The sequence below is a fragment of the Streptomyces sp. CA-251247 genome (genome assembly GCF_050952975.1).
Classification (GTDB): Bacteria; Actinomycetota; Actinomycetes; order Streptomycetales; family Streptomycetaceae; genus Streptomyces; species Streptomyces achmelvichensis.
The window spans coordinates 3,972,464-3,995,621 of record NZ_CP191861.1 but is presented as its reverse complement, the minus strand read 5'-3'; the positions used below and the strand labels follow the sequence as shown (position 1 = coordinate 3,995,621).

Genomic DNA, 23,158 nt, shown 5'->3' with positions numbered 1-23,158 from the left:
TGCGTATGACGGCCACGGCCACCGAGACCGGCACCGCCCTCCCGGGCCGCCATCCGCAGCGCTGGATCATCCTCGGCGTCATCTGCCTCGCCCAGCTCACGGTGCTGCTCGACAACACCGTCCTGAGCGTCGCCATCCCCTCCCTCACCCGGGAACTCGACGCCTCCACCGCCGACATCCAGTGGATGATCAACGCGTACTCACTCGTGCAGTCCGGCCTGCTGCTCACGGCGGGCAACGCAGCCGACCGCTACGGGCGCAAGAAGATGCTGGTGGCAGGGCTCGCGCTGTTCGGCATCGGCTCCCTCACCGCCGGGCTCGCCCAGTCCTCCGCCCAGCTGATCGCCGCACGCGCCGGTATGGGCGTCGGCGGTGCGCTGCTGATGACCACCACCCTCGCCGTGGTCGTGCAGATCTTCGACGACTCCGAGCGGGTCAAGGCCATCGGCCTGTGGTCCACCGTCAACTCCCTCGGGTTCGCGGCCGGTCCGCTGATCGGCGGTGTCATGCTCGACCACTTCTGGTGGGGCGCGATCTTCCTGGTCAACATCCCCGTGGTGGCCATCGGACTGTTCGCGGTCGTCGCCCTCGTACCGGAGTCCAAGAATCCGCAGGGCGACCGGCCGGACCTGCTCGGCGCGCTGCTCTCCACGATCGGTATGACCGCCGTCGTGTACGCGATCATCTCCGGGCCCGAGCACGGCTGGACCTCCACGCAGGTCCTGGCGTCGGCGGTGACCGGTGTCCTGGTGCTCGGCGTGTTCGTCCTGTGGGAACTGCGGATCCCGCATCCGATGCTGGACATGCACTTCTTCCGCAACCAGCGGTTCATCGGAGCGGTCGCGGGGGCGATCCTCGTCGCGTTCGGCATGGGCGGCTCGCTGTTCCTGCTCACCCAGCATCTGCAGTTCGTCCTCGGATACGGGCCGCTGGACGCGGGTCTGCGCACCGCGCCCCTGGCACTCACCGTCGTCGCGCTCAATCTGACCGGCGTGGGAGCCCGGCTGCTGCCGAGGATCGGCACCCCGGGGACCATCGCCGTCGGTATGACCCTGGTGTCGGCCGGCCTCGCGTCGATCGCGCTCCTCGGTGCCGACGGATACGGCGGGATGCTGGTCGGACTGGTGACGATGGGCGCGGGAGTGGCGCTCTCCATGCCGGCGATGGCCAACGCGATCATGGGTGCCATCCCGCCGGAGAAGGCGGGCGTGGGCGCGGGGGTGAACGGCACCCTCGCCGAGTTCGGCAACGGCCTCGGCGTCGCCGTGCTCGGCGCGGTACTGAACTCCCGCTTCGCCGCACTCGTTCCCACGGTGGCAGGCGCCGTCTCGCTGCCCGCCGCCCTCGCGGCGGCCGGGAGCCCGGGCGAGCGGGCCCGGATCTCGGACGCGTTCGCCTCCGGCCTGGAGACAAGCCAGCTGGTCGGCGCGGTGGCCGTGCTGGCCGGCGGTCTGCTGGCCGCGGTGCTGCTGCGGCGGGCGGAGCGTGCAGACGAGGTGCGGGCGGCGGCATAGCATCGGGAGCGGGCGAGTCGAGGAGAGTGGCGCGATGGTGAGTGCGGCCGACCGCGCGAAGGGTCCTTCGCGGACCAGTGTGTGGCTGGAGGGCAAGCCGGCCGGCCGGCGCGCCGGCCGCAAACCGGCCCAGCCGACGGGCCTGGACCGCGAGAAGATCATCGCCGCGACGGTACGACTGCTGGACTCGGAGGGCGCGGCGAAGTTCTCGATGCGGCGGCTGGCCGCCGAGCTGGATGTCACCGCGATGTCCGTGTACTGGTACGTCGACACCAAGGACGACCTGCTGGAACTGGCGCTGGACGCGGTCTTCGGGGAAGTGCGGCTGCCCGACGTCGGCGACGCGTCCGAGTGGCGCGGGCAGCTGCGCGCACTGGCGGTCGAGTACCGGGGGGTGCTGGTGCGCCACCCGTGGGTCTCGGCGCTGATCGGCACGTTCCTGAACATCGGCCCGCACTCGATGGGCTTCTCGCTGGCGGTCCAGGAGGTCATGCGCAACACGGGACTTCCGCCGCACGGCCAGATGGGCGGGCTGTCGGCGGTCTTCCAGTTCGTCTACGGCTTCGGCACGATCGAGGGCCACTTCATCCAGCGCTGCGCGGCGGCGGGCCTGAGCCAGGACGAGTACTTCCGTGAGGCGATGGGCTCGATCAGAGAACAGCCGGACTTCAGCCGGCATTTCGGGAACGCGGCGGAGCTGATGAAGGCGCGGGGCGGGGAGACGGTGGCGGAGATGAGGGAGCGGGACTTCGACTTCGCGCTGGAGCTGTTGGTGGCGGGCATCGAAGCGATGGTGGCTCGCGCGGTGTGACGGAGCCGGGCGTGTGCGGCTGGTGTTCGTGCTGCTGGAACACTTCCAGCCCGTCCGGCGATTGAGGACATGCCCGCAGGGCGTGCGGCATAGTCCCGGGCGGGGGTTGCTTCCTGGCGCGGGCTCGTTGCGGGGCTCTGCCCCGGACCCCGCGCCTCAATCGCCGGCGAGGCTGGATTTGCCCGGTCCAGTCGCAGGGGCTTGCTGCCGGCAAGGGCATTCACTTCAAGCCCGTCCGGCGGTTGAGGACATGCCCGTAGGGCGTGCGGGACAGTCCCGGGCGGGGGTTGCTTCGTGGCGCGGGCTCGTTGCGGGGCTCTGCCCCGGGCCCCGCGCCTCAATCGCCGGCGAGGCTGGATTTGCCCGCACAGACCCGCGGGGCTGGAATGGCCCGCACAACCCGGCGAGGCCGGAAGCGGCTGCAAGCGCGCGGCCCGCACAGACCGGCCGGGCTGGATCGCCCGGAGGCTCAGGAGCCGCTGAGGCGGGCCGGGAAGCCGCCCTTCGCGATCGGCCCCCACCGCACCGGCGTCACGCGGATGATCGACTTCCCCTGCTTCCGCATCGCCTCCCGGTACTCCGCCCAGTCCGGATGCTCCCCCGAGATGTTGCGGAAGTACTCCACCAGCGGTTCCACCGAGTCCGGCGCGTCGAGGACCTCCGCGTCGCCGTCGATCTGGACCCACTGCCCGTCCCAGTCGTCCGACAGGACGATCACACTCACCCGTGGGTTCCGCTTCGCATTGCGGGTCTTCGCGCGTTCGGGGTACGTCGACATCACGATCCGGCCCGAGTCGTCCACCCCGCACGTGAGCGGGGAGCCCTGCGGTGACCCGTCCGCGCGAGCCGTCAGCAGGATCGCCCGGTGCCGGGGGCGTACGAAGTCCAGCAACTCGTCCAGTTCCACCGTGGTGTTGGTGGCGATGTTGGGTGCCATGGGCCGCAGCCTAATCCTCGGGCGCTCCGTCCTCCGGGACCCGTTCCTCAGACGCCCGGCAGCGCGTCACCCTGGACCGCCTGGATCGCCAGCTCGATCTTGAGCGTGGTGCCGATCGCGGAGATCCCCGCCTGGACCACCTGGTTGTAGTTCATCGCGAAGTCCTCGCGGTGCAGTTCGGCCGTCGCACGGAAGGCCGCCCGGACGCCGCCCCACGGATCGGGGCCGGTGCCGAGGTAGGCGAGGTCCAGGTCCACGTCCCGTACGACACCGTGCAGGGACAGCGCGCCGTGCACCGTCCAGCGGTCCGTGCCGGTCGGTGTCAGACCGTGGCTCCGGTAGACGATCTCCGGGTACTGCTCGACGTCCAGGAAGTCCGGCGAGCGCAGGTGCTTGTCGCGCAGACCGTTGCCCGTGTCGATGGTGGCCGCCCGGATCACCGCCTCGACCCGCGAGGAGCCGAGGTCCGGCGCGATCGCGATCCGGCCGCCGAAGTCGGTGAACCGGCCGCTCACCGAGGAGATGCCGAGGTGCTGGGCGACCGCGCCCACGGAGGAGTGGGCCGGGTCGATGGACCAGGTGCCCGGCGGTGGCAGTTCGGCGCCGCCCTGGCGGGCCAGTACGACCGTGCCGATCTCGGCGCGCCCGCTCGCGGTGACCATCGCGGTCGACGCGGCCGGTGCGTAACCGAGCGCCGTGACGACGACCGTGTAGGCGCCCGTGGACAGCGGTGCCGCCGAGCGCACCGTGCCGTCCGCGTCCGCCGTCTCCCGCAGCACCTGTGCGCCGGTCATGTCGGTGACCGTCACGACCGCGTGCTGGACGGCCCAGCCGTCCCGCGTCCGTACCTGTGCGCGAAGTCCCATCCCGTTTCTCTCCTTGCGAAAAAATTGCCGGGGCGGCAGGCCGTCCCCTGCCTGCCGCCCCGGCCCCGGGCGCACGCTTCCGCTACAGAGCGCCGCTGCCCGGGGGTCCGAACTACTCGCCCGGGTGGGCGAGTTCGATGTCGTGGCCGTCGACCCCGCCGCCGGCCACGCTCAGCGCTCCGGCCACCGGCGGGTAGCCGGTCGCGATGACCGTGTACTCCCCCGCGTCCAGGTCGGCGAAGGCGTACGCCCCGTCGTCCCCGGTCGTCGAGGTGGCGGCCACGTTGCCGGCGGCGTCGACCAGGGTGACCCGCGCGTCGGCCAGCGGCCGGCGGTCCGGGCCGCCGCGGATGGTGCCGCGGACGAGCGCCCCTGCCCGCAGGACGGCCTCGACCCGGGTCACGCCCTGGCCGCCGATCTCCACGGGGAGGGCCAGCGGCCGGAAGCCGGTGGCGTTCACCGCGACGGTCACCGCACCCGGTACGAGCTCCGCGAAGGCGAAGTCGCCCTGCACGGTGGTCTTTCCGGTGCCCAGCACATCGCCGCGGACGTCCGTGACGATGACCATCGCTCCGTCGACCGGCAGGCCGCTGTCGGCGGCCCGCACGATGCCGGCGAGTCCGCTCGTGCCCGAGAGCAGGATGTCGAACGCCACCGGGTCGTCACCGACGACCACCGTGGAGGCCTGCGGCTGGAAGCCGTCGGCGGAGGCGATCAGGACGTACGAGCCGGCGCCGGGAGCGTCCAGTGCGTAGCCGCCGTCGTGCTGGGAGACCGAGCGGCCGAGCTGGCGGCCGGCCGGCGAGATCAGGGTGACGGCTGCCTGGGGCACCGCGGCACCCTCGTTGCCGCGCACCACACCGTGCACGGACGGGCCGACCGGGGCGGCGACGACCGCGACCGGGGCGTCGGCCGCCAGGGACACGGCGACAGCGGGTGCGCCGACCGGTGCCTCCACGGACGCCGCGGGCGCCGAGGACTTCGCCGACTCGGAGGACTCCGACGACGCGTGGCTCTTCAGCGCGACCTCCTTGATGAACAGGGTCACGAGGAAGGCCAGCAGGGCGAAAGGCGCCGAGAACAGGAAGATGTCGCCGATGCCGTGCCCGTACGCGGTCTCCATCACCGTACGGATCGGGCCGGGCAGCGTGTCCAGGTCGGGGATGCCCCCGCCGGCCGTGCCGCCGTGGCCCATCGCCGCGCCCTGCGGACCGAGCTCGGCGAGCCCGTCCTTGACGTAGTGCGTGACCCGGTTGGCGAGCACCGCGCCGAGCGCGGAGACGCCGATCGCACCGCCCAGTGAGCGGAAGAAGGTGACGACGGAGGAGGCGGAGCCGAGGTCCTCGGGCGCGACCTGGTTCTGCGTGCAGAGGACCAGGTTCTGCATCATCATGCCGAGGCCGAGACCCATGACGGCCATGAAGATCGCGATGTGCCAGTACTCCGTGTCGTACCGGATCGTGCCGAGCAGACCGAGGCCGCCGGTCACGAGCACACCGCCGCCGACCAGCCAGGCCTTCCAGCGGCCCGTCTTGGTGATGATCTGGCCCGAGACCGTGGAGGAGACGAACAGACCGGCGATCATCGGAATGGTCATCACGCCGGACATCGTCGGCGACTTGTCGCGTGCCAGCTGGAAGTACTGGCTGAAGAACACGGTGCCGGCGAACATCGCGACACCGACGAAGAGCGAGGCCAGTGAGGCCAGGGTGATCGTGCGGTTGCGGAACAGCCGCAGCGGGATGATCGGCTCGCTCGCCCTGGACTCGATGAGCAGGAAGAGCAGCCCGAGGGCGATCGCTCCGCCGACCATGGCGTAGCTCTGCCAGGAGATCCAGTCGTACTTGTCGCCGGCGAAGGTCACCCAGACCAGCAGCAGCGAGACCGCGGCGCTGATGAAGAGGGCACCCGCCCAGTCGACCTTGACCTGGCGCTTCACGACCGGCAGCTTCAGCGTCTTCTGGAGCACGATCAGCGCGATGATCGCGAAGGGCACACCGACGTAGAAGCACCAGCGCCAGCCGAGCCACTCGGTGTCGGTGATGATGCCGCCGAGAAGAGGACCGCCGACGGTTGCGACAGCGAACGTCGCACCGAGGTAGCCGCTGTACCGGCCCCGCTCACGCGGGGCGATCATGGCGGCCATGATGATCTGCGCGAGCGCCGTCAGACCACCGACGCCGACGCCCTGCACGACGCGGCATGCGATGAGCATGCTGGTGTTCTGCGAGAGGCCGGCGACCACCGAGCCCGCCATGTAGATGACGAGCGCTATCTGGACCAGCAGCTTCTTGCTGAAGAGGTCCGCGAGCTTGCCCCACAGCGGGGTGGTCGCGGTCATCGACAGCAGCGCGGCCGTGACCACCCAGGTGTAGGCGCTCTGGCCGCCGTCGAGGTCGGTGATGATCTCGGGCAGCGCGTTGGAGACGATGGTGGACGACAGGATGGCGACGAACATGCCGAGCAGCAGCCCGGACAGCGCTTCCATGATCTGCCGGTGGGTCATCGGCGTGCCGTCGCCGGCGGGTTGAGCGCCGTGCTTGGCGTGGCCGCCCCGCACACCGGACGGTGTGGTCGTAGCCATGAAGTTCCTTTTCTTGCGTCTTGTCACACGGATGTACGGGAGTGCGGCTCGTCGTGGTGGCGCGCCCGGCAGTCTCCGAAGGAGTCGCGCAGGCGCGCCAGCATCACGATCAGCTGTCCGACGTCGTCGTCGGACCAGTCCTCGAGGTGGTGGGCGAACATGTCCGTCGTCCGCCGGGCGAGCTCGTCGAGCATGTCCAGCCCCGCGGGGGTCAGCCGGAGGATGCGGGAGCGCCGGTCGCCCGGGTCGGGGGAGCGCTCGATCCATCCGCGTTCCGCCGCATGGGCCACATGCCGGCTGGTCACCGACATGTCGACGGCCAGCAGCTCGGCCAGCCGGCTCATCCGCATCTCGCCGTGCCGGTCCAGCAGGGTCAGTACGGCGGCCGTGCCGGACGGGCACTCGGCGGGGAGCATCCGTGCCAGTCCGCGCTTGATCGCGCCGATGGCACTGAGCTGCCGGGCCAGTTCCGCGTACTGACTCTGTGCGGCCATGGCCGTACCCCTCCCGACATCTTGTTGCTTAGGGCAACCATAGAAGTTATTGGTTGCTGAAGGCAAACGAAAACGGGGCTTGCAGGAGTAAAGGAACTCAAAAGGCTTCGCATGCGCGCGGTCATGGCGCACGGGGGGAGTCGTTCGCCGCTCGCCCGGGGTTGGGCAGGACACCTGCGTTCGCTAGGGTCCTGCCCCATGGCACACAACCCCCACGCTCCCCAAGGTCAGGGCCCCGAGGGCAACTACGACCCGGCGGGCAGCACCCAGATGTTCCGCGCGTTCGTCGACGAGGGCGCACCGCAGACCCGGCAGCCGGCGGCCACCGCCCAGTCCGGTTCGCGCGTCGGGCTCATCATCGGCGTCATCGCCGCCGTCGTGATCCTCGGCGCGGTGGCCTGGCTCGCCCTGGGCTGACCCGCCCGCTTCCTCACGTCACCGAAGACGTCCGGGGAAACGTCACGAGGCACCTCACCGGGTACGTCACCGCAGCCGCCTGTCCGTCATGTCCAGGTGGCGGTGACGTCCTGGGTCTCGATGTGCATGCCCAGCGGCACCCGCCAGGCGTCCACACACACGGTGTACGCCTGGGCGCGCGCCGCCCCGGCGGCGATCGGCACGGGCAGCGGCTGGGAGGACCGGATGGTCGCCCAGTCGATGCCGAGCGCGCCGATGATGTGCGTGGCGAAGGTGACGGTGCCCGAAGCCACCGGCGACTGGCCGGTGTTGCGGAACGTCACGGTGACCTGCTCGCACCAGCGGCGGTCGAGTGCCGCGCGCACCGGTTCGCCGACGCTGAGCACGGCGGGTCCCGGCGGGGGCTTCGGTGTGGGCTTCGAGGGTGGTTCGGCGGGCGGTGTTCCGGGTCGGCCGGGTGTGTCCGTACCGCCGGAGCTGCCCGGGGTGCCCGATCCGCCCGAGCCTGCTTCGGCCGGACTTCCGGAAGCCGGACCGCCGGCACCCGGAGTACCGGAACTTCCCGGAGTACCGGAGCTTCCGGAGCCTTCTCCCGTACCGCCTGCGCCACTGCCGCCGCCCGCGGACGGCGTACCGGAGGGCTGCCCGCCCGTCGGCGGTGTCGCGCCCGGTGGCTCACCGGACCCGGTGGTGCCGTCCAGCGGTACCAGGACCACGTCGCCCTTCGGCGGAACCGCGGCCGTGGGACCTCTCTCGGGCCCCGAACCCGCGGCACCGACCGCCGCGTATCCGTCGTCGCCGCCGCTGCCGCACGCCGTCAGCGTGCCGCCGAGGCAGAGCGCCACCGCCACGAGAGCCGTTCCTGGACGTCGTCGCATCGCGTCAGTGTGTCTGACGGACCGTCAATAAGGAACCCGGCCGCAGCCGCCGGATCGGCGACCGGGCCGGGCCGGCGGACGTCAGTCGGAGATCAGTCCCTCCCGCAGCTGCGCGAGCGTGCGGGTCAGCAGCCGGGAGACGTGCATCTGCGAGATGCCGACCTCCTCGCCGATCTGGGACTGCGTCATGTTCGCGAAGAACCGCAGCATGATGATCTGCCGTTCCCGGGGCGGGAGTTTGGCCAGCAGCGGCTTCAGGGACTCGCGGTACTCCACGCCCTCCAGCGCCGAGTCCTCGTACCCCAGACGGTCCGCCAGGGAGCCCTCGCCGCCGTCGTCCTCGGCGGACGGTGAGTCCAGCGAGGACGCCGTGTAGGCGTTTCCGACGGCCAGGCCGTCGACCACGTCCTCCTCGGAGACCCCGAGCACGGCCGCGAGTTCGGGCACGGTCGGGGAGCGGTCCAGCTTCTGTGCCAGCTCGTCGCTCGCCTTGGTGAGCGCGAGCCGCAGCTCCTGGAGCCGGCGCGGCACCCGCACCGACCACGAGGTGTCGCGGAAGAAGCGCTTGATCTCGCCGACGACCGTCGGCATGGCGAACGTCGGGAACTCCACGCCTCGTTCGCAGTCGAAGCGGTCGATCGCCTTGATCAGACCGATCGTCCCGACCTGGACGATGTCCTCCATCGGTTCGTTGCGGGAGCGGAACCGCGCCGCCGCGTAACGCACCAGGGGGAGGTTGAGCTCGATGAGGGTGTCGCGCACATAGGTGCGCTCCGGGGTGTCGCCCGCGCCCTCGGCGTTCTGCGCGTCCAGTGCGCGCAGCCGCAGAAACAGGGAGCGGGACAGAGTGCGGGTGTCGATGGCCTCCGAGCTGTCAGGCGTGACAGGTGCGGGAGCGCTCTTTGTGAGCGTAAGCACCTTCGAGCTGCCCTGTTCTGCGGACATGCCACCCCCTTGAGGTCGCGGACGGTCGCGGTGGCCGCGACCAACGGAGGAACGCAGCTTCCCCTGAAATACCGGCGGCGAGGCTGCGGCAAACGCGTCTCCGGCAGAATGTCACATGTCGGCAACACGCTGTAGTGACATGTCGACAAGTAATGGGCCAAACGCCGCAGGCGGCAGGGGGTGTACGGATGTGGGCCCGATGAAAAGCGTCCGACCGGGGTATACCCGTTCCGGCTACGCCTCGATCCTGTTTGCGGATCGCAATCGGGCGAAGCTGCGCGCCAGAAGTCTTGACACATGCATCTGGGAGACTCCCAGCTCCTGGCTGATCTGTGACTGCGTCAGATTGCTGTAGTACCGCAGCATCAGGATGCGCTGTTCCCGCTCGGGCAGTTGTACGAGCAGATGCCGTACGAGATCCCGGTGTTCGACGCCCGCGAGGGCGGGGTCCTCGTAACCGAGCCGGTCCAGCAGGCCGGGCAGCCCGTCACCCTCCTGCGCCGCCTCCAGTGAGGTCGCGTGGTACGAACGGCCGGCCTCGATGCAGGCCAGTACCTCGTCCTCGCCGATCTTCAGCCGCTCGGCGATCTCGGCCGTCGTCGGCGAGCGGCCGTGAGCGGTCGTCAGGTCCTCGGTGGCGCCGTTGACCTGGACCCACAGCTCGTGCAGCCGTCGCGGCACATGGACGGTCCGTACGTTGTCGCGGAAGTAACGTTTGATCTCGCCGACCACCGTGGGCATCGCGAAGGTCGGGAACTGCACCCCGCGGTCCGGGTCGAAGCGGTCGATCGCGTTGATGAGCCCGATCGTGCCGACCTGGACGACGTCCTCCATCGGCTCGTTGCGGGAGCGGAAGCGGGCGGCGGCGTAGCGCACCAGCGGGAGGTTCGCCTCGATCAGCGCCCCACGCACCCGGGAGTGTTCCGAGGTGCCCGGCTCCAGGTCCTTGAGTTCCCCGAAGAGCACCTGGGTCAGGGCCCTGGTGTCGGCGCCCCTGCTCTGTGGCCGCGCGGTGGCGGGCGGGTCGTCAGGCCGCTCGTTCTGGGGCAACACCTGAGGCGCAGTACTGGCCGGCACGGTCACGCCACCCCTTTGCGGTCAACTACGGTCAACTCATCCGTCAAAAGCGGTCATAGCATCACAAGACATGTCCACTGTGTGCAAGCACCCGAAAACGCCGTGTTGACGGCAAGTTGAGATCTAAACCTCAAAAACCCCCGCCCAGCGGGCGGGGGGCCGGAAAAGCAGGTGGTTCAGAACTCGTAGTCGGCGATCACCCAGGTGGCGAACTCACGCCACTGTCCGGCGGCAGCCTGATGGGCCGGATGCTCGATGTACCGCGTCAGCGCATCGCCGTCGGCGACGGCGGAGTTGATGGCGAAGTCGTAGGCGATGGGCCGGTCGGTGATGTTCCAGCCGCACTCCCAGAACTCCAGCTCGGGCACGAGCCCGTCCAGCTCCCGGAAGGCCTGCGCGCCGGCGATCACCCGGGGCTCGTCGCGCCCCACTCCGTCGTTGAGCTTGAACAGGACCAGATGGCGGATCAAGGGGCGCTCCCAGCGTCGGTCGTTCGTTCCACCGACAGACCCCGGGGCCTGCCGTTCGGATCAGCGACAGACCCTAATTGACGAGCTCGGTCATGAAGTCCCCGACGCCCTGCGCGGCGGTCGAAATGCCCTCGAACCCTATCTGGACCAGGTCGGCAGCCTTCTCCGGGGACGTGATGATCGTGTAGAGCACGAAGACGACGACGACATAGACAGCGATCTTCTTCGTCTGCACCATCAGCCCTTGCTCCCTGCGTCCCCTGGCCCCTGTGCCTCCCCCGTTCGTGGAGTCGCGTGAGTCTAACCGAGCCTTTCCGGACCAAGAAGCCGGTGATCGTGGCCGGTTGCCGAAGAGGTCACGAGCCCGCCGGACAGGTCCGTACGAGTGGTCCCGGAACAGACGAAAGGGCCCGGCTCGATGAGCCGGACCCTTTGCCGAGAGCGGTAGCGGAGGGATTTGAACCCTCGGTGAGTTTCCCCACACTCGCTTTCGAGGCGAGCTCCTTCGGCCGCTCGGACACGCTACCGGGAGAGAGCTTAGCCCAAGGTGGGCCGTGCTCCGAAATCGGTATCCGGATCCTTGCTCAGCGCTCGCGGAAGAAGGCCGTCAGGAGCGCCGCGCACTCCTGCTCGAGCACGCCGAGCACCACCTCGGGCCGGTGGTTGAGCCGCCTGTCCCGTACGACGTCCCACAGCGAACCCGCGGCGCCCGCCTTCTCGTCCCGGGCGCCGTAGACCACCCGGTCCACCCGGGACTGCACGATCGCGCCCGCGCACATGGTGCACGGTTCCAGCGTCACGACCAGCGTGCAGCCGGTCAGCCGCCAGCTGCCGAGGCGCTCGGCGGCCCTGCGGATCGCCAGAACCTCGGCGTGGGCCGTCGGGTCGCCCGTCAGCTCGCGTTCGTTGTGCCCCGCGGAGAGCACCGTGCCGTCCTCGTCCAGCACGAGGGCGCCGACCGGCACATCGCCGGACAGCGCCGCACGCTCCGCCTCCGCCAAGGCGGCGCGCATCGGCGCCTCCCAGGGTCCGCGTACCGGGTCCGAGCCTGTCGGTACGCGATCGGATGCCGCTCCTGTCACTAGCGAACGGTCTCCAGGACCTCGGCCGCGCCCAGCGACTCGGCGATCTCCGGCAGTGCCTCCGTATCCAGTGCCAGCAGCTCCTTCTCCGACAGACCGAGGTCCGTCAGGATGTCGCGGTCACCGACGGGTCCCGCCGGCACGGAGTCGAGCTCGGCCATGGGGTCGACGGCGTCCTCGTCGTCGTCCTCGTCCGTCTCGCCGTCCTCGGTACCGTCGAGGTCCAGGGTGTCCAGATCGTCGGCCGGGTCATCATCGTCCCCGCCGAGCAGTTCGTTGGTGAGGATCTCCCCGTAGGAGGAACGCGCGGCGGCGGCGGCGTCCGAGACGAAGATACGAGGATCCTCCTCGCCCTCCACCCGGATGATGCCGAACCAGGCGTCCTCCTGCTCGATGAAGACGAGCACCGTGTCCTCGTCCACCGAGGCCTCACGTGCCAGGTCGGTCAGATCCGACAGCGTCTCCACATCGTCGAGCTCTGTGTCGCTCGCTTCCCACCCGTCATGAGTGCGCGCGAGCAGTGCGGCGAAGTACACCGTGACTCTCCCACTGATCAGAGGTGTGACGACCGGCGGTGCGCTGAGCGTGCCCCGCCCTCTCGGAATCGTGGCAGAAAGCAGGCCATTGCGAGAGGTCTTCCGTCGTTGCGTCGGCCATCAGTTCTCACAGGCACCGTTTGCGTGGGCCTGTCACCAGCGGAACGTGCGCATGCGCATCTGCTGACGCATCCGTGCCGCACGGGCCCGGCGCGGCTGCACACGGTCGCGCAGCGCCTTGGCCTCATGGAGCTCGCGGAGGAACTGGGCGCGCCGCCTCCTGCGCGCCGCCTCGGTCTCGCTCTCGCTCCCTATGTCGTGCTGCTCACCCTCGGGCTCAGGCATCGCCCACACACCACCCCACGGCTTGATCCGTCTTCCCCTCGGTCCCGGGGCCTGGGGGGATCTCCTCCACCTTCCCTCCGGAACCTGCCTTGATGCGAGCGCGGGCTACTGTTGACGCCATGCGGATCCACGTCGTCGACCACCCCCTGGTGGCGCACAAACTCACCACGCTGCGCGACAGGCGCACCGACTCCCCGACCTTCCGGCGTCTCGCCGACGAGCTGGTCACCCTGCTCGCGTACGAGGCGACCCGGGACGTGCGCACCGAGCAGGTGGACATCGTGACCCCGGTGACCGGGACGACGGGCGTCAAGCTCTCGCACCCGCGCCCGCTGGTGGTCCCGATCCTGCGGGCCGGTCTCGGCATGCTGGACGGCATGGTGCGCCTGCTGCCGACCGCGGAGGTGGGCTTCCTCGGGATGATCCGCAACGAGGAGACGCTGGAGGCGTCGACCTACGCGACCCGGATGCCCGAGGACCTCTCGGGACGCCAGGTCTACGTCCTCGACCCGATGCTGGCCACCGGCGGCACGCTGGTCGCGGCGATCCGCGAGCTGATCAAGCGCGGCGCGGACGATGTGACGGCGGTCGTGCTGCTGGCGGCGCCCGAGGGTGTGGAGATGATGGAGCGCGAGCTCGCCGGCACGCCGGTCACCGTCGTCACGGCGTCCGTGGACGAGCGCCTGAACGAGCACGGCTACATCGTCCCGGGCCTCGGCGACGCGGGCGACCGCATGTACGGCACGGTCGACTAGGCCTGATCCGAGCGACGGGCCCCAGGGGCCCTGTTCGTCACCTCGGCCGCCGGGACGACTGTGTCCCGGCGGCCTTGTTGTGCGGTGGCGCCTCGACGCGGGGGGTGCGGTCTCAGCACTTCCCGGCGGGCGCGGGCGCGGGCTTCGCGAGCACCGTCAGTGCCTGGTCCGCGTCCGGCTTGGCCGTGAGCGCCGTGAAGCGCGTACCGAGAATGAGGTCCACGTCCGCCGTCTTGCGTGCGTCCGTCTTGGTCGTCGCGCCCCTCAGCTGGGTGCCGAGGACCGAGAACGGACCCTTCGACGCCGTCGGCGCGCCGAGCAGTAGCCCGATGCCCGGAACCTTCTTGTCGTAGGCGGCCGGCGCGTTGCCCACCTTGCCGATGGCAAAGCCGCGTTTCTTGAGTTCGTCGGCCGCCGCCTTGGCCAGACCGGACCGCGGAGTGGCGTTGTAGACGTTCACCGTGATCTGTCCCGGCCTGAGGGCCACGGGAGCCGCCGCGGACGCCTTCCGAGCCGGTTCGCAGTCCGCCTTACTGCTCGCCGACGTCTTCTTCCCGTCACTGGTGAAGACGTCGATGAGCTGCAGCGTTCCCCACCCGGCCAGCCCGAGGGCGACGACCGCGGCAACGACTGCCGTGACGATCCTGCGGCGATTGCGGGGGCGTCGCATGCGGGGGTACTTGTCGCCCGTGATGCGGTACTTTCCGCCCATGCCGGGGGGAGTGAGCATGCTCATGGGCGCAGCGTAGTGCGACCCGGAGGCCATGCCTACTAAACGATCAACCGATTGCGTCCGTACGGACTTCGAATGAGCCCGAAAGGGTCACTGGCCGACCCCTCACCGAGCGCTTCGCGGCCGGTTGTGCGGGTCAGCCGAGTTCGAGGACGCGGGCGTGCAGCACCTGGCGCTGCTGGAGCGCGGCGCGTACGGCGCGGTGCAGCCCGTCCTCGAGGTAGAGGTCGCCCTGCCACTTCACGACATGCGCGAAGAGGTCGCCGTAGAAGGTCGAGTCCTCGGCCAGCAGCGTTTCCAGATCGAGCTGACCCTTGGTCGTCACGAGCTGATCGAGGCGGACCGGGCGCGGCGCGACATCCGCCCACTGCCGGGTGCTTTCCCGGCCGTGGTCGGGATACGGCCGCCCGTTACCGATGCGCTTGAAGATCACACGGAAAGCCTACCGGGCAAGCGGCTCCGGGCGCAGCCATGGCAGCCCAATGCGATCCTGGGCAAAACGGTACAGACCGGAAATCACGCGCCACAGACCGGAAATCCGAGGTCCGTCATGGCCGAGACCGTGCCGCAGCCCGCGCAGGAAATCGCCTCGGGCTACGCCGTCGACGGACCGGCCCTGGAGCTGGGCGCCCTGCTCTGGGACGGGCAGTGCCTGCCTCAGGCGCCGGTCCGTATCCCGCTCTCCATGCTCAACCGGCACGGACTGGTCGCCGGGGCCACCGGCACGGGCAAGACCAAGACGCTCCAGCTGATCGCCGAGCAGCTTTCCGCGAACGGTGTGCCCGTCTTCCTGGCCGACATCAAGGGCGACGTGTCCGGCGTCTCCGCGCCCGGGCAGGACGGCCCCAAGGTGCGCGAGCGGGCCGCGCAGGTCGGGCAGGAGTGGCAGGCCGAGGGCTTTCCCTGCGCGTTCTACGGGCTGGGCGGCATCGGCGCCGGCATCCCCGTGCGGGCGACCGTCACGAGCTTCGGGCCGGTGCTGCTCTCCAAGGTGCTCCAGCTCAACCAGACGCAGGAGCAGTCCCTCGGGCTGATCTTCCACTACGCGGACTCCAAGGGCCTGGAGCTGGTCGATCTCAAGGATCTGCGCGCGGTGGTGGCCTTCCTGGTGTCCGACACCGGCAAGGCGGAGCTGAAGAACATCGGCGGGCTCTCGACGGCCACGGCGGGCGTCATCCTGCGCTCGATCTCCGCCTTCGAGCAGCAGGGCGCGGGCGGGTTCTTCGGCGAGCCGGAGTTCGACACGAGCGAACTGCTGCGGACGGCCCCGGACGGGCGGGGGCTCGTCTCCGTACTGGAGCTGCCGTCGGTGCAGGACAAGCCGCAGCTGTTCTCCACCTTTCTGATGTGGCTGCTCGCCGATCTCTTCGAGGATCTGCCCGAGGTCGGCGACGTCGACAAGCCGAAGCTCGTGTTCTTCTTCGACGAGGCGCATCTGCTGTTCAACGGGGCGTCCAAGGCGTTCCTGGAGTCGATCACGCAGACCGTGCGGCTGATTCGCTCGAAAGGGGTCGGCGTCTTCTTCGTGACGCAGACACCCAAGGACGTGCCGTCCGATGTGCTGGGGCAGCTGGGCAACCGGGTGCAGCACGCGCTGCGGGCGTTCACGCCGGACGACGCGAAGGCGCTGAAGGCGACGGTGAAGACCTTCCCGAACTCGGCGTACGACCTGGAAGAGGTGCTCACCGGGCTCGGTATCGGCGAGGCCGTGATCACCGTGCTGAGCGACAAGGGAGCGCCGACGCCCGTCGCCGCGACACGGCTGCGGGCACCGCAGTCCCTGATGGGCCCGATCGACGCGGCGGCGATGCAGGCGGCGGTGACCTCCTCGCCGCTGTACGCGCGCTACGCCGAGGCGGTCGACCGGGAGTCGGCGTACGAGAAGCTGACCGCCGAGCAGCAGGCGGCGGAGGCGGCGGCCGAAGCGGCGGCGCGGGACGCGGAGGCGGCGAAGCAGGCCGCGGAGGACGCGGCGAAGGCGCCGAAGGCCTCGCAGCAGAAGGACGAGTCGCTGGCCGGACAGGTGATGGGCAGCGGGGTCTTCCGGTCGCTGGCGCGCTCGGTGGGCACACAGCTCGGCCGGGAGATCTCCCGCTCGCTGTTCGGCACCGCCCGCCGCAGACGCTGAAACGACGCTCCCCCACGCCCGGACGGGCGCGGGGGAGCGGACCTGCTGGGTGACGCTGTTGACCAGTGGTCCGTTACTCGGTGACCTCGTGGCCGTGGCCGTCGTGAAGACCGCCGCCGCTGCCGGCGTCGCCCTCCGTCGGGACGGTGACGACCGGCTTCCTGAGCGAGCTCAGGTCGTGGGCGTACGTGCCGACCGCGTTGGCGATGACGCCGATGTTCACGGCGAACGCCTTCATGTTGATATTGCTGAGGTCGTCACCCTTGGCGTGGTAGTTCGGGTCGTACGCGACACCGGCGGTGCCGCCGAACTTCGTCGCCTGGGCCGGGGTCTTGAGGCCCTCGGCGCCGGTGAACGTACCGCCGGAGGGGATGCCGACCTCGATGAACGGCCCGTAGTCCGAACGTCCGGTGAAGTCCGTGCCCTCGTGCGGGGTGCCGCGCTTGTCGAGGAACGTGTTGATGTCCCGCTCCAGCTGCGCCGAGCCCGCCGGGCCGGGGCCCGCGCCCACGCCGTCGGAGTCGTCGCCGTCGTAGACGAAGAGCCCGTAGTTCGGCGAGGCGATCATGTCGAAGTTCAGATAGAGCTTGATCTCCTTCTTCCCGAGGTCGCTGAGGTTCGCGACGTAGGCCTCGGAGCCGAGCAGACCGTTCTCCTCCGCCGACCACCAGGCGAAGCGGACCTTGTTGGCCGGGCGCTTCTCGGCCTTGGCCAGCTCCTGGGCGACTTCGAGCAGACCGGCGGAGCCGGAGCCGTTGTCGTTGATGCCCGGGCCGGCGGTGACCGAGTCGAGGTGCGAGCCGAGCATCACGGTGTTGGCCGCGTTGCCCGTGCGCGTCTCCGCGATCACGTTTCTGGTCGTGCGGTTCTGCTGGAGCTGGCGGATCTCGAAGGAGACGTTCACCGCGCCCTTGGCCAGATCGGCGACGAGCTTCTCGCCGTCCGCCTGGGTGACCCCGCCGGTGGGGATCTTGCCGGTGGCCACATCGCCCAGGGTGCCCGAGAGCGCGCCCTCGGTGTTGTTGTAGACGATGGCGCCGACCGCGCCGGCAGTGGCCGCGGCGACCTGCTTCTCGCCGAAGGTGCAACCGCCGCGCTTGATGAGCGCGATCTTCCCGGTGAAGGTTCCGGAGGCGTAGTCGGCGGGCTCGCAGCCCGTCGTCTCGTCCACCGGCACGACGGCCAGATCGGCCTTGATGCCGCCCACCGGGGTGGACTTGGTGTACGTCATCGCCGAGATCGCGACGTCGCGCGGCGTGGGCGAGACCACCGAGAGCTTCTCGGCCTGCGTCTCGGTGTAGATGAAGTTGAACTCTTCGTACGAGACGTCGTAGCCGTACTTCTTCATCTGCTGGTAGACGTACGCGGCGGACGCGTCGTGGCCCAGTGAACCGGCGGCCCGGTGGCCGCCTGTGGTGTCGGCTATCTGCTGGAACTTCTTCAGATGCTGGTGGGCGTCCTTGGCGGACGCCTTGCCGACCAGCTTCTGGGCGAGCTTCGACGCGTTCTTCGCCGCCTGGGCGCCAGGGTCCTGGCGGTGGGCGGCGGAAGGGGATGCGGATGCCAGCAGGAGCGGGGTGGCGAGTGCGGCTGCGGCCATGGTGGCCACGGCTCTGCGACGGGATGCCTTCACAGAGATCCTTCCCGGTGTGGACAGGTGGAAGGGAAGTTAGCGACGCACGGCAGTTCTGTGAACGGATGTGCCTCAACTCACGTCGCAATTCATCTCATTGACACCAGGAGTGGAGGGATCCGGTTCAACACGCCGATGATCAGCCTCCCTTGGCCGCCTTCGCCGCCGCCTTCATCTCCTGCTTGTGCGCCCGCACCTTGGCCAGGGAATCGGGTCCCGTGATGTCGGCGGCGGAGCGGTAGGAGCCCTGCTCGCCGTAGGCGCCGGCGGCCTCCCGCCAACCCGTGGGCCGCACGTCGTACTGCTTGCCGAGCAGCGCCAGGAAGATCTTCGCCTTCTGCTCGCCGAACCCGGGCAGCGCCTTCAGCCGGCCCAGCAGCTCCGCGCCGCTCTGCACGTCCTGCCACACCGCGCTCGCGTCACCGCCGTACTCGTCGACCAGGTACTGACAGAGCACCTGCACGCGCTTGGCCATGTTTCCCGGGTAGCGGTGGACCGCGGGTTTCTCCTTCAGCAGCTCGGCGAAGGCCTCGGGGTCGTACGCGGCGATCGCGGCGGCGTCCAGGTCGTCCGCGCCCATGCGCCGGGCGATGGTGTACGGGCCGGAGAACGCCCACTCCATCGGAACCTGCTGGTCGAGCAGCATCCCGACGAGAGCGGCGAGCGGACTGCGGCCGAGCAGTTCGTCGGCCTCGGGTTGCTGGGAGAGATGAATTGTGGGACTCATGTCCCGATGATCTCTCCGGGTGCGGCGGGCCGCCAGTGAGCAGGGCGTCCGTGGCGCCGTCCGGCGGATACGGATGCACGGCCGTCGAACGGGCAGCGCCAGGGCCTGGGGGGCGTGACCTAGTCCCCCAGCAGTCCGCCCGTCGCGAGGAGCTCGTCCACCGCGTCCGTGATCTGCCGTGCCGTACGTCCCTGGCCGCGCGAGAGGTGGTCCAGCAGGCTCGGCGTGAAGGGTGCGAGCAGCAGATGGGCGAGGAGGGCGGCGTCGGCCTGCGGGCGCAGCTCGGCGACGAGCATCGCCACATGGGTGTGCATGGTCGTGTACGGGCCGCTCGTGTACCGCCCGCACGGTGACGCCGTCTCTCCGGCGACCAGCATTTCCCGCTGTTCGATGACGCGGTCGGCCAGGGCGTGCAGAAAGGCATGCAGCCGCTCGGCGGGCGGTGCGCCGGGGCCGAGCGGGGGCGGACCGCCGAGGAACGCCGCCTGGAACTGCTTCTCCCGCTCGTCCAGCAGCGCGTTCAGCAGTTGGGCCACATCTCCGAAGCGGCGGTAGACCGTGCCCACGCCGATGCCGGAGGCCTGGGCGACGGCGTTCATGGTGAGTGCCTCGGGGCCCTTCTCGGCCACGATCACGGACGCCGCACGAAGGATTCTGAGCCGGTTGCGGGCCGCGTCCGCGCGCTCGACGGGCGGCTGCCGGTCGGCGAGCGGCAGCTCGGTGCGGTGTGGCGCTCCCATGGCACCGAGCGTATCGGACGGGTTTCCGGCCGGTCCCGGACAGTACTTGAAAACTGGATAGCTGTCCGTTTAGCGTGGGCGACGACCGAAGCGGATAGTCATCCGTTTCTCTGCGGCGGTCCGTATGCCGTCCCGCAGCGTGCGTTTCCCCGGAGCGCCTGCCCTCGGAAAGAGTCTTGTTCCTCGGAAGGGGACCCCCTCATGGCCACCAAGATCGCCGTCATCTACTACTCCTCCACCGGCAATGTGCACCAGCTCGCACAGGCCGTCGCCGAGGGGGCCGAGAAGGCGGGCGCGGAGGTCCGCCTGCGCCGCGCGCCCGAACTCGCTCCCGACGCCGCCATCGACTCCAACCCCGCCTGGCGCGAGCACGTCGAGGCCACCAAGGGCATCGAGGTCGCCACCCACGACGACCTGACCTGGGCCGACGCCTACGCCTTCGGTACGCCGACCCGCTTCGGCAATGTCGCGGCCCAGCTCAAGCAGTTCATCGACGGCACCGGCGGGCTGTGGGCCCAGGGCGCGTTCATCGACAAGCCCGCCACCGCCTTCGTCTCCGCCGCCAATGTGCACGGCGGGAACGAGTCGACGCTGCTGGCGCTCTACAACACGCTGCACCACTGGGGCTCGCTGATCGTCTCCCCCGGCTACACCGACCCGGCCGTCTCCGCCGCCACCGGCAACCCGTACGGCACGGCACACGCCTCGGGGGCGGGCGAGCCCGGCGAGAACATCCTGGAGGCCGCGCGCTACCAGGGGCGGCGTCTCGCCGACATCACGGGCCGGCTGCTGACCGGCACGCCGGCCGCCTGACGCGGCGCCTCGGCCGGCTGACGCACAGAGCGCGTCCCGGCCCCGGACGCCCAAGGCCCGGATCCCGTCTCCGGGACCCTGCCCCCGGTTCGCACGCGGACCGGGGCGGCGGTCGTGATGCCCCTCTGTCCGGCCGTGACGGCCGGCCCGTCCCTCAGCCCGCGCCGCCCCCGCGTCCCGACCGGGCCTCCAGGCCGTCCAGTACGCACTGGAGCCCGTCCTCGAAGCCGTCGTTGCGCGCGCCGTTCGCGTCCGCGTCCCGCTGGGCCGCGTACAGCCTCCGCAGCCGGGGGTGACCCTGGACCGCCTGTTCGGCGGCGGGCAACAGGCTCTCCATCAACTCCTGTTCGGCCCGGCCGCTGCGCTTGACCGTCGTCAGCCACGCCGCCTCGGTGGTCGACACCCCGATGACGTACGCGAACACCGTGCTCACGCCCCGGTCCGCCGCCTCCAGCGAGAAGCCGCCGTCCTCCAGCACGCCGAGCAGGGCGTCGGAGAGCCGCATCATGTTGGGGCCCAGGTAGGCCACGCCCACCTCGCCGAGGACCGAGACGATCCAGGGGTGCTGCAGGAAGGTCGAGCGGAGGCTGTGGGCGCAGCGTGTGGTGGCCGCGCGCCAGTCCGCGGGATCGTCGGCGGCCGGCACCTCGATCTCGCCGTAGACCTGGTCCACGACCAGTTCGAACAGCTCGTCCTTGTTGGCCACGTAGGTGTACATCGACGTGGCGCCGGCGTTCAGCCGGGTGCCGAGCTTGCGCATGCTCAGGGCGTCGAGCCCTTCGGTGTCCAGCAGTTCGAGTGCCACGGACACGATCTGATCCCGGCTCAGGGCCGGCTGTTCCCGCCGCTGTCGCTGGGGGCGCGTCCACACCGACTGGACCTGCTGCTTCTCCGCTGACATCCGGTCTCCTCTTCGTCTCGCCGCCAGGATAGCCCAGCGCACGAACGATGTGCGTCTTGCGTACGCCGTGCGTCAGCCGTACAGTGTGCGGAGTAGCGAACGACGTATGGACGACTGCGGAAAGGCTGGACGATGGAGACCGAACGCCCCGAACGCCACCCACGGCGCTGGCTCATCCTGATCGTGCTCTGCCTCAGCACGCTGGTGCTGGTCATCGACAACATGGTGCTCACGGTGGCGGTCCCTCCGATCACCGAGGACCTCGGGGCGAGCGCGCAGGACATCCAGTGGATCATCGACTCGTACATGCTGGTCTTCGCCGGTCTGCTGCTCACCTCGGGCAGCCTGTCCGACCGCTTCGGGCGCCGGAAGGTCATGATCATCGGCCTGGCGCTGTTCGGCGCCGCGTCGGTGCTCGCCACCTGGGCCGGCAGTCCTGAACAGCTCATCGCCGCCCGCGTGATGATGGGTGTCGGCGGTGCCCTGATCATGCCGAGCACCCTGTCGATCCTGATCACCGTCTTCGACGAGGCCGAGCGGCCCAAGGCCATCGCGGCCTGGAGCGGTGTGGCGATGATCGGTCTGGTCGGCGGTCCCGTTCTCGGCGGTGTCCTGATCGCCAAGTTCTGGTGGGGCGCGGTCTTCCTCATCAACATCCCCATCGCGGCGCTCGCGATCATCGCGGCCGTGGCGCTGATGCCGGAGTCCAAGGGTCCCTGGCGCAAGGCCGATCCGCTCGGCATGGTGCTCTCGATGGCCGGCATGGTCGCCCTGGTCTGGACGATCATCGAGCTGCCGAAGCTGGGCCTCACCGACCCCGCCACGCTGACCTCGCTCGCCGTCACGGTGCTGTGCCTGGGCGGGTTCGCGTACTGGGAGATGCGCGCCCCCTCCCCGATGGTGCCGCTCTCGCTGTTCCGCGACCGCGTCTTCACCGGGTCCAGCTTCTCGCTCGTCCTGCTGACCTTCGCCAACGGCGGACTGATGCTGGTGCTCACCCAGTTCCTCCAGTTCGTGCTGGAGTACTCGCCCACCGAGACCGGTCTCGCCTTCACCCCGCTGGCCGTCGCCGCGCTGCTGTTCAACGTGCTCGGCGCCTCGCTGGTGCAGAAGCTGGGCAACCGCGCCGTCGCGGTCATCGGTCTGATCGTCGTCGCGTCCGGCTTCGGCGTGCTCACGACGCTGTCCACGGACGACGGGTTCGGGATGCTGGCGGCCGCGATGGTCCTCATGGGAGCGGGCAGCGGACTGGCGATGCCCGCGGCGATCGCGGCGCTGATGGGCGCGGTGCCGGAGGAGCACGCCGGCGTCGGATCGGCGCTCAACGACACGATTCAGCAGGCGGGGGCGGCTCTCGGCGTGGCCATCATGGGCGCGGTCCTCTCCAGCACCTACACCGGCTCGATGCCCGGTTCGGCGCCCGAGCAGGCGCGGGAGTCGATCGGCGACGCGCTCGCCGTGGCCGGCCGCACCGATGACGCCGGACTGCTCGACTCGGCCCGGGACGCTTTCACGGACGCGATGTCCGCCAGCTTCGTGGTCGGAGCCATGGGTGTACTGGCCGCGGCGGCGCTGGCGCTGCTTCTCATGCGGGGCCGTACGCCCGATGCGCAGACCGGCGCCGGGGACGATGCCGTGAAGGACGAGGCGGTGAAGGACGGGTCGGTGAAGGACGCCTCCGTGAAGGACGGGGCGCTGGAGGGGACGGCCGGGCAGACGGCCGGCTGAGGTCGCGGCACGGACGGCTCGATGACGAAGGACCCGACAGCTCG

Annotated in this window: 25 protein-coding genes and 1 tRNA gene; 7 read left to right on the top strand and 19 right to left on the bottom strand. The window is 70.0% G+C overall.

Translation table 11 applies throughout. The features are described 5' to 3' along the window. Window positions 1-5: 5 nt before the first annotated feature. Entirely contained in the window at window positions 6-1,514 is a 1,509-nt protein-coding gene (locus ACQPWZ_RS17580; RefSeq protein WP_433571807.1) for an MFS transporter, read from the top strand. 34 nt (window positions 1,515-1,548) lie between these two features. Then, the gene (locus ACQPWZ_RS17575) at window positions 1,549-2,325 is read left to right on the top strand and encodes a TetR/AcrR family transcriptional regulator (protein WP_340474009.1); all 777 of its coding nucleotides are present in this window, start codon (window positions 1,549-1,551) and stop codon (window positions 2,323-2,325) included. A 469-nt stretch (window positions 2,326-2,794) separates the two neighbouring features. Here ACQPWZ_RS17575 and ACQPWZ_RS17570 read toward each other — a convergent pair whose 3' ends face one another. The 4 genes from ACQPWZ_RS17570 to ACQPWZ_RS17555 all read right to left on the bottom strand — a co-directional run bounded on the left by ACQPWZ_RS17570 (window position 2,795) and on the right by ACQPWZ_RS17555 (window position 7,206). Further along, the gene (locus ACQPWZ_RS17570) at window positions 2,795-3,262 is read right to left on the bottom strand and encodes a PPOX class F420-dependent oxidoreductase (RefSeq protein WP_433571806.1); all 468 of its coding nucleotides are present in this window, start codon (window positions 3,260-3,262) and stop codon (window positions 2,795-2,797) included. A gap of 47 nt (window positions 3,263-3,309) precedes the next feature. After that, window positions 3,310-4,128: a YceI family protein gene (locus tag ACQPWZ_RS17565; RefSeq protein ID WP_356704183.1), complete on the bottom strand. Its 819-nt coding sequence runs from the start codon at window positions 4,126-4,128 to the stop codon at window positions 3,310-3,312. 112 nt (window positions 4,129-4,240) lie between these two features. Next, on the bottom strand, window positions 4,241-6,712 hold the full coding sequence (locus ACQPWZ_RS17560; RefSeq protein WP_433571805.1) for an MFS transporter: 2,472 nt from the start codon (window positions 6,710-6,712) through the stop codon (window positions 4,241-4,243). Window positions 6,713-6,735: 23 nt separating this feature from the next. Next, window positions 6,736-7,206: a MarR family winged helix-turn-helix transcriptional regulator gene (locus ACQPWZ_RS17555; protein WP_340474005.1), complete on the bottom strand. Its 471-nt coding sequence runs from the start codon at window positions 7,204-7,206 to the stop codon at window positions 6,736-6,738. 198 nt (window positions 7,207-7,404) lie between these two features. On the opposite strand from ACQPWZ_RS17555, the gene ACQPWZ_RS17550 reads away from it, so the two are divergent. Then, on the top strand, window positions 7,405-7,623 hold the full coding sequence (locus ACQPWZ_RS17550; protein WP_433571804.1) for a hypothetical protein: 219 nt from the start codon (window positions 7,405-7,407) through the stop codon (window positions 7,621-7,623). An 86-nt stretch (window positions 7,624-7,709) separates the two neighbouring features. On the opposite strand, the gene ACQPWZ_RS17545 is transcribed toward ACQPWZ_RS17550, so the two are convergent. From ACQPWZ_RS17545 to ACQPWZ_RS17505, 9 genes are all read right to left on the bottom strand, one after another. After that, complete coding sequence (locus ACQPWZ_RS17545) at window positions 7,710-8,501, bottom strand: hypothetical protein (RefSeq protein WP_433571803.1); 792 nt, start codon at window positions 8,499-8,501, stop codon at window positions 7,710-7,712. A gap of 81 nt (window positions 8,502-8,582) precedes the next feature. Beyond that, window positions 8,583-9,446, bottom strand: coding sequence for an RNA polymerase sigma factor SigF (locus tag ACQPWZ_RS17540; protein WP_340474002.1), 864 nt, complete (start codon window positions 9,444-9,446; stop codon window positions 8,583-8,585). Window positions 9,447-9,680: 234 nt separating this feature from the next. After that, window positions 9,681-10,523 carry an RNA polymerase sigma factor SigF gene (locus ACQPWZ_RS17535; RefSeq protein WP_340474001.1) on the bottom strand — a complete coding sequence of 281 codons (843 nt, stop codon included), beginning with the start codon at window positions 10,521-10,523 and terminating at the stop codon, window positions 9,681-9,683. Between the two features lie 176 nt (window positions 10,524-10,699). After that, window positions 10,700-10,993, bottom strand: coding sequence for a Dabb family protein (locus ACQPWZ_RS17530; protein WP_340474000.1), 294 nt, complete (start codon window positions 10,991-10,993; stop codon window positions 10,700-10,702). Window positions 10,994-11,066: 73 nt separating this feature from the next. Further along, window positions 11,067-11,231, bottom strand: a complete 165-nt coding sequence (locus tag ACQPWZ_RS17525) for a hypothetical protein (RefSeq protein WP_313945427.1) — start codon at window positions 11,229-11,231, stop codon at window positions 11,067-11,069. 204 nt (window positions 11,232-11,435) lie between these two features. Next, window positions 11,436-11,520: transfer RNA gene (locus tag ACQPWZ_RS17520), tRNA-Ser, on the bottom strand. 57 nt (window positions 11,521-11,577) lie between these two features. After that, window positions 11,578-12,006 (bottom strand): tRNA adenosine(34) deaminase TadA, encoded by a 429-nt coding sequence (gene tadA / locus ACQPWZ_RS17515; RefSeq protein WP_340473999.1) that lies wholly within the window; start codon window positions 12,004-12,006, stop codon window positions 11,578-11,580. A 68-nt stretch (window positions 12,007-12,074) separates the two neighbouring features. Further along, entirely contained in the window at window positions 12,075-12,611 is a 537-nt protein-coding gene (locus ACQPWZ_RS17510) for a hypothetical protein (protein WP_340473998.1), read from the bottom strand. Between the two features lie 153 nt (window positions 12,612-12,764). Beyond that, window positions 12,765-12,956: a hypothetical protein gene (locus tag ACQPWZ_RS17505; protein WP_356704176.1), complete on the bottom strand. Its 192-nt coding sequence runs from the start codon at window positions 12,954-12,956 to the stop codon at window positions 12,765-12,767. Between the two features lie 119 nt (window positions 12,957-13,075). Between ACQPWZ_RS17505 and upp the strand changes: the two genes are divergently transcribed. Further along, a complete protein-coding gene (gene upp / locus ACQPWZ_RS17500; protein ID WP_313945431.1) occupies window positions 13,076-13,711 on the top strand; it encodes a uracil phosphoribosyltransferase in 636 nt (211 codons plus the stop codon). 112 nt (window positions 13,712-13,823) lie between these two features. Here the strand turns inward: upp and ACQPWZ_RS17495 are convergent, their stop codons facing one another. Together ACQPWZ_RS17495 and ACQPWZ_RS17490 are read right to left on the bottom strand one after the other, a co-directional pair. Further along, on the bottom strand, window positions 13,824-14,447 hold the full coding sequence (locus tag ACQPWZ_RS17495) for a LytR C-terminal domain-containing protein (RefSeq protein ID WP_356704175.1): 624 nt from the start codon (window positions 14,445-14,447) through the stop codon (window positions 13,824-13,826). Window positions 14,448-14,580: 133 nt separating this feature from the next. Continuing rightward, the gene (locus ACQPWZ_RS17490) at window positions 14,581-14,877 is read right to left on the bottom strand and encodes a type II toxin-antitoxin system VapB family antitoxin (protein WP_003955420.1); all 297 of its coding nucleotides are present in this window, start codon (window positions 14,875-14,877) and stop codon (window positions 14,581-14,583) included. Window positions 14,878-14,994: 117 nt separating this feature from the next. Here ACQPWZ_RS17490 and ACQPWZ_RS17485 point away from each other — a divergent pair, with 117 nt between their 5' ends. Beyond that, on the top strand, window positions 14,995-16,572 hold the full coding sequence (locus ACQPWZ_RS17485) for a helicase HerA-like domain-containing protein (RefSeq protein WP_433571802.1): 1,578 nt from the start codon (window positions 14,995-14,997) through the stop codon (window positions 16,570-16,572). Between the two features lie 73 nt (window positions 16,573-16,645). On the opposite strand, the gene ACQPWZ_RS17480 is transcribed toward ACQPWZ_RS17485, so the two are convergent. The 3 genes from ACQPWZ_RS17480 to ACQPWZ_RS17470 form a co-directional block, all read right to left on the bottom strand. Continuing rightward, entirely contained in the window at window positions 16,646-18,181 is a 1,536-nt protein-coding gene (locus tag ACQPWZ_RS17480) for a M28 family metallopeptidase (protein ID WP_433573832.1), read from the bottom strand. Window positions 18,182-18,344: 163 nt separating this feature from the next. Further along, window positions 18,345-18,932: an HhH-GPD-type base excision DNA repair protein gene (locus ACQPWZ_RS17475; RefSeq protein WP_327682590.1), complete on the bottom strand. Its 588-nt coding sequence runs from the start codon at window positions 18,930-18,932 to the stop codon at window positions 18,345-18,347. Window positions 18,933-19,051: 119 nt separating this feature from the next. Further along, window positions 19,052-19,672: a TetR/AcrR family transcriptional regulator gene (locus tag ACQPWZ_RS17470; protein ID WP_340473989.1), complete on the bottom strand. Its 621-nt coding sequence runs from the start codon at window positions 19,670-19,672 to the stop codon at window positions 19,052-19,054. Between the two features lie 201 nt (window positions 19,673-19,873). Here ACQPWZ_RS17470 and wrbA point away from each other — a divergent pair, with 201 nt between their 5' ends. Further along, window positions 19,874-20,485 (top strand): NAD(P)H:quinone oxidoreductase, encoded by a 612-nt coding sequence (gene wrbA, locus ACQPWZ_RS17465; protein WP_433571801.1) that lies wholly within the window; start codon window positions 19,874-19,876, stop codon window positions 20,483-20,485. Window positions 20,486-20,639: 154 nt separating this feature from the next. On the opposite strand, the gene ACQPWZ_RS17460 is transcribed toward wrbA, so the two are convergent. After that, window positions 20,640-21,386: a TetR/AcrR family transcriptional regulator gene (locus ACQPWZ_RS17460; RefSeq protein WP_356704171.1), complete on the bottom strand. Its 747-nt coding sequence runs from the start codon at window positions 21,384-21,386 to the stop codon at window positions 20,640-20,642. Between the two features lie 132 nt (window positions 21,387-21,518). Between ACQPWZ_RS17460 and ACQPWZ_RS17455 the strand changes: the two genes are divergently transcribed. Then, window positions 21,519-23,114 carry an MFS transporter gene (locus tag ACQPWZ_RS17455; protein WP_433571800.1) on the top strand — a complete coding sequence of 532 codons (1,596 nt, stop codon included), beginning with the start codon at window positions 21,519-21,521 and terminating at the stop codon, window positions 23,112-23,114. Window positions 23,115-23,158: the final 44 nt, after the last annotated feature.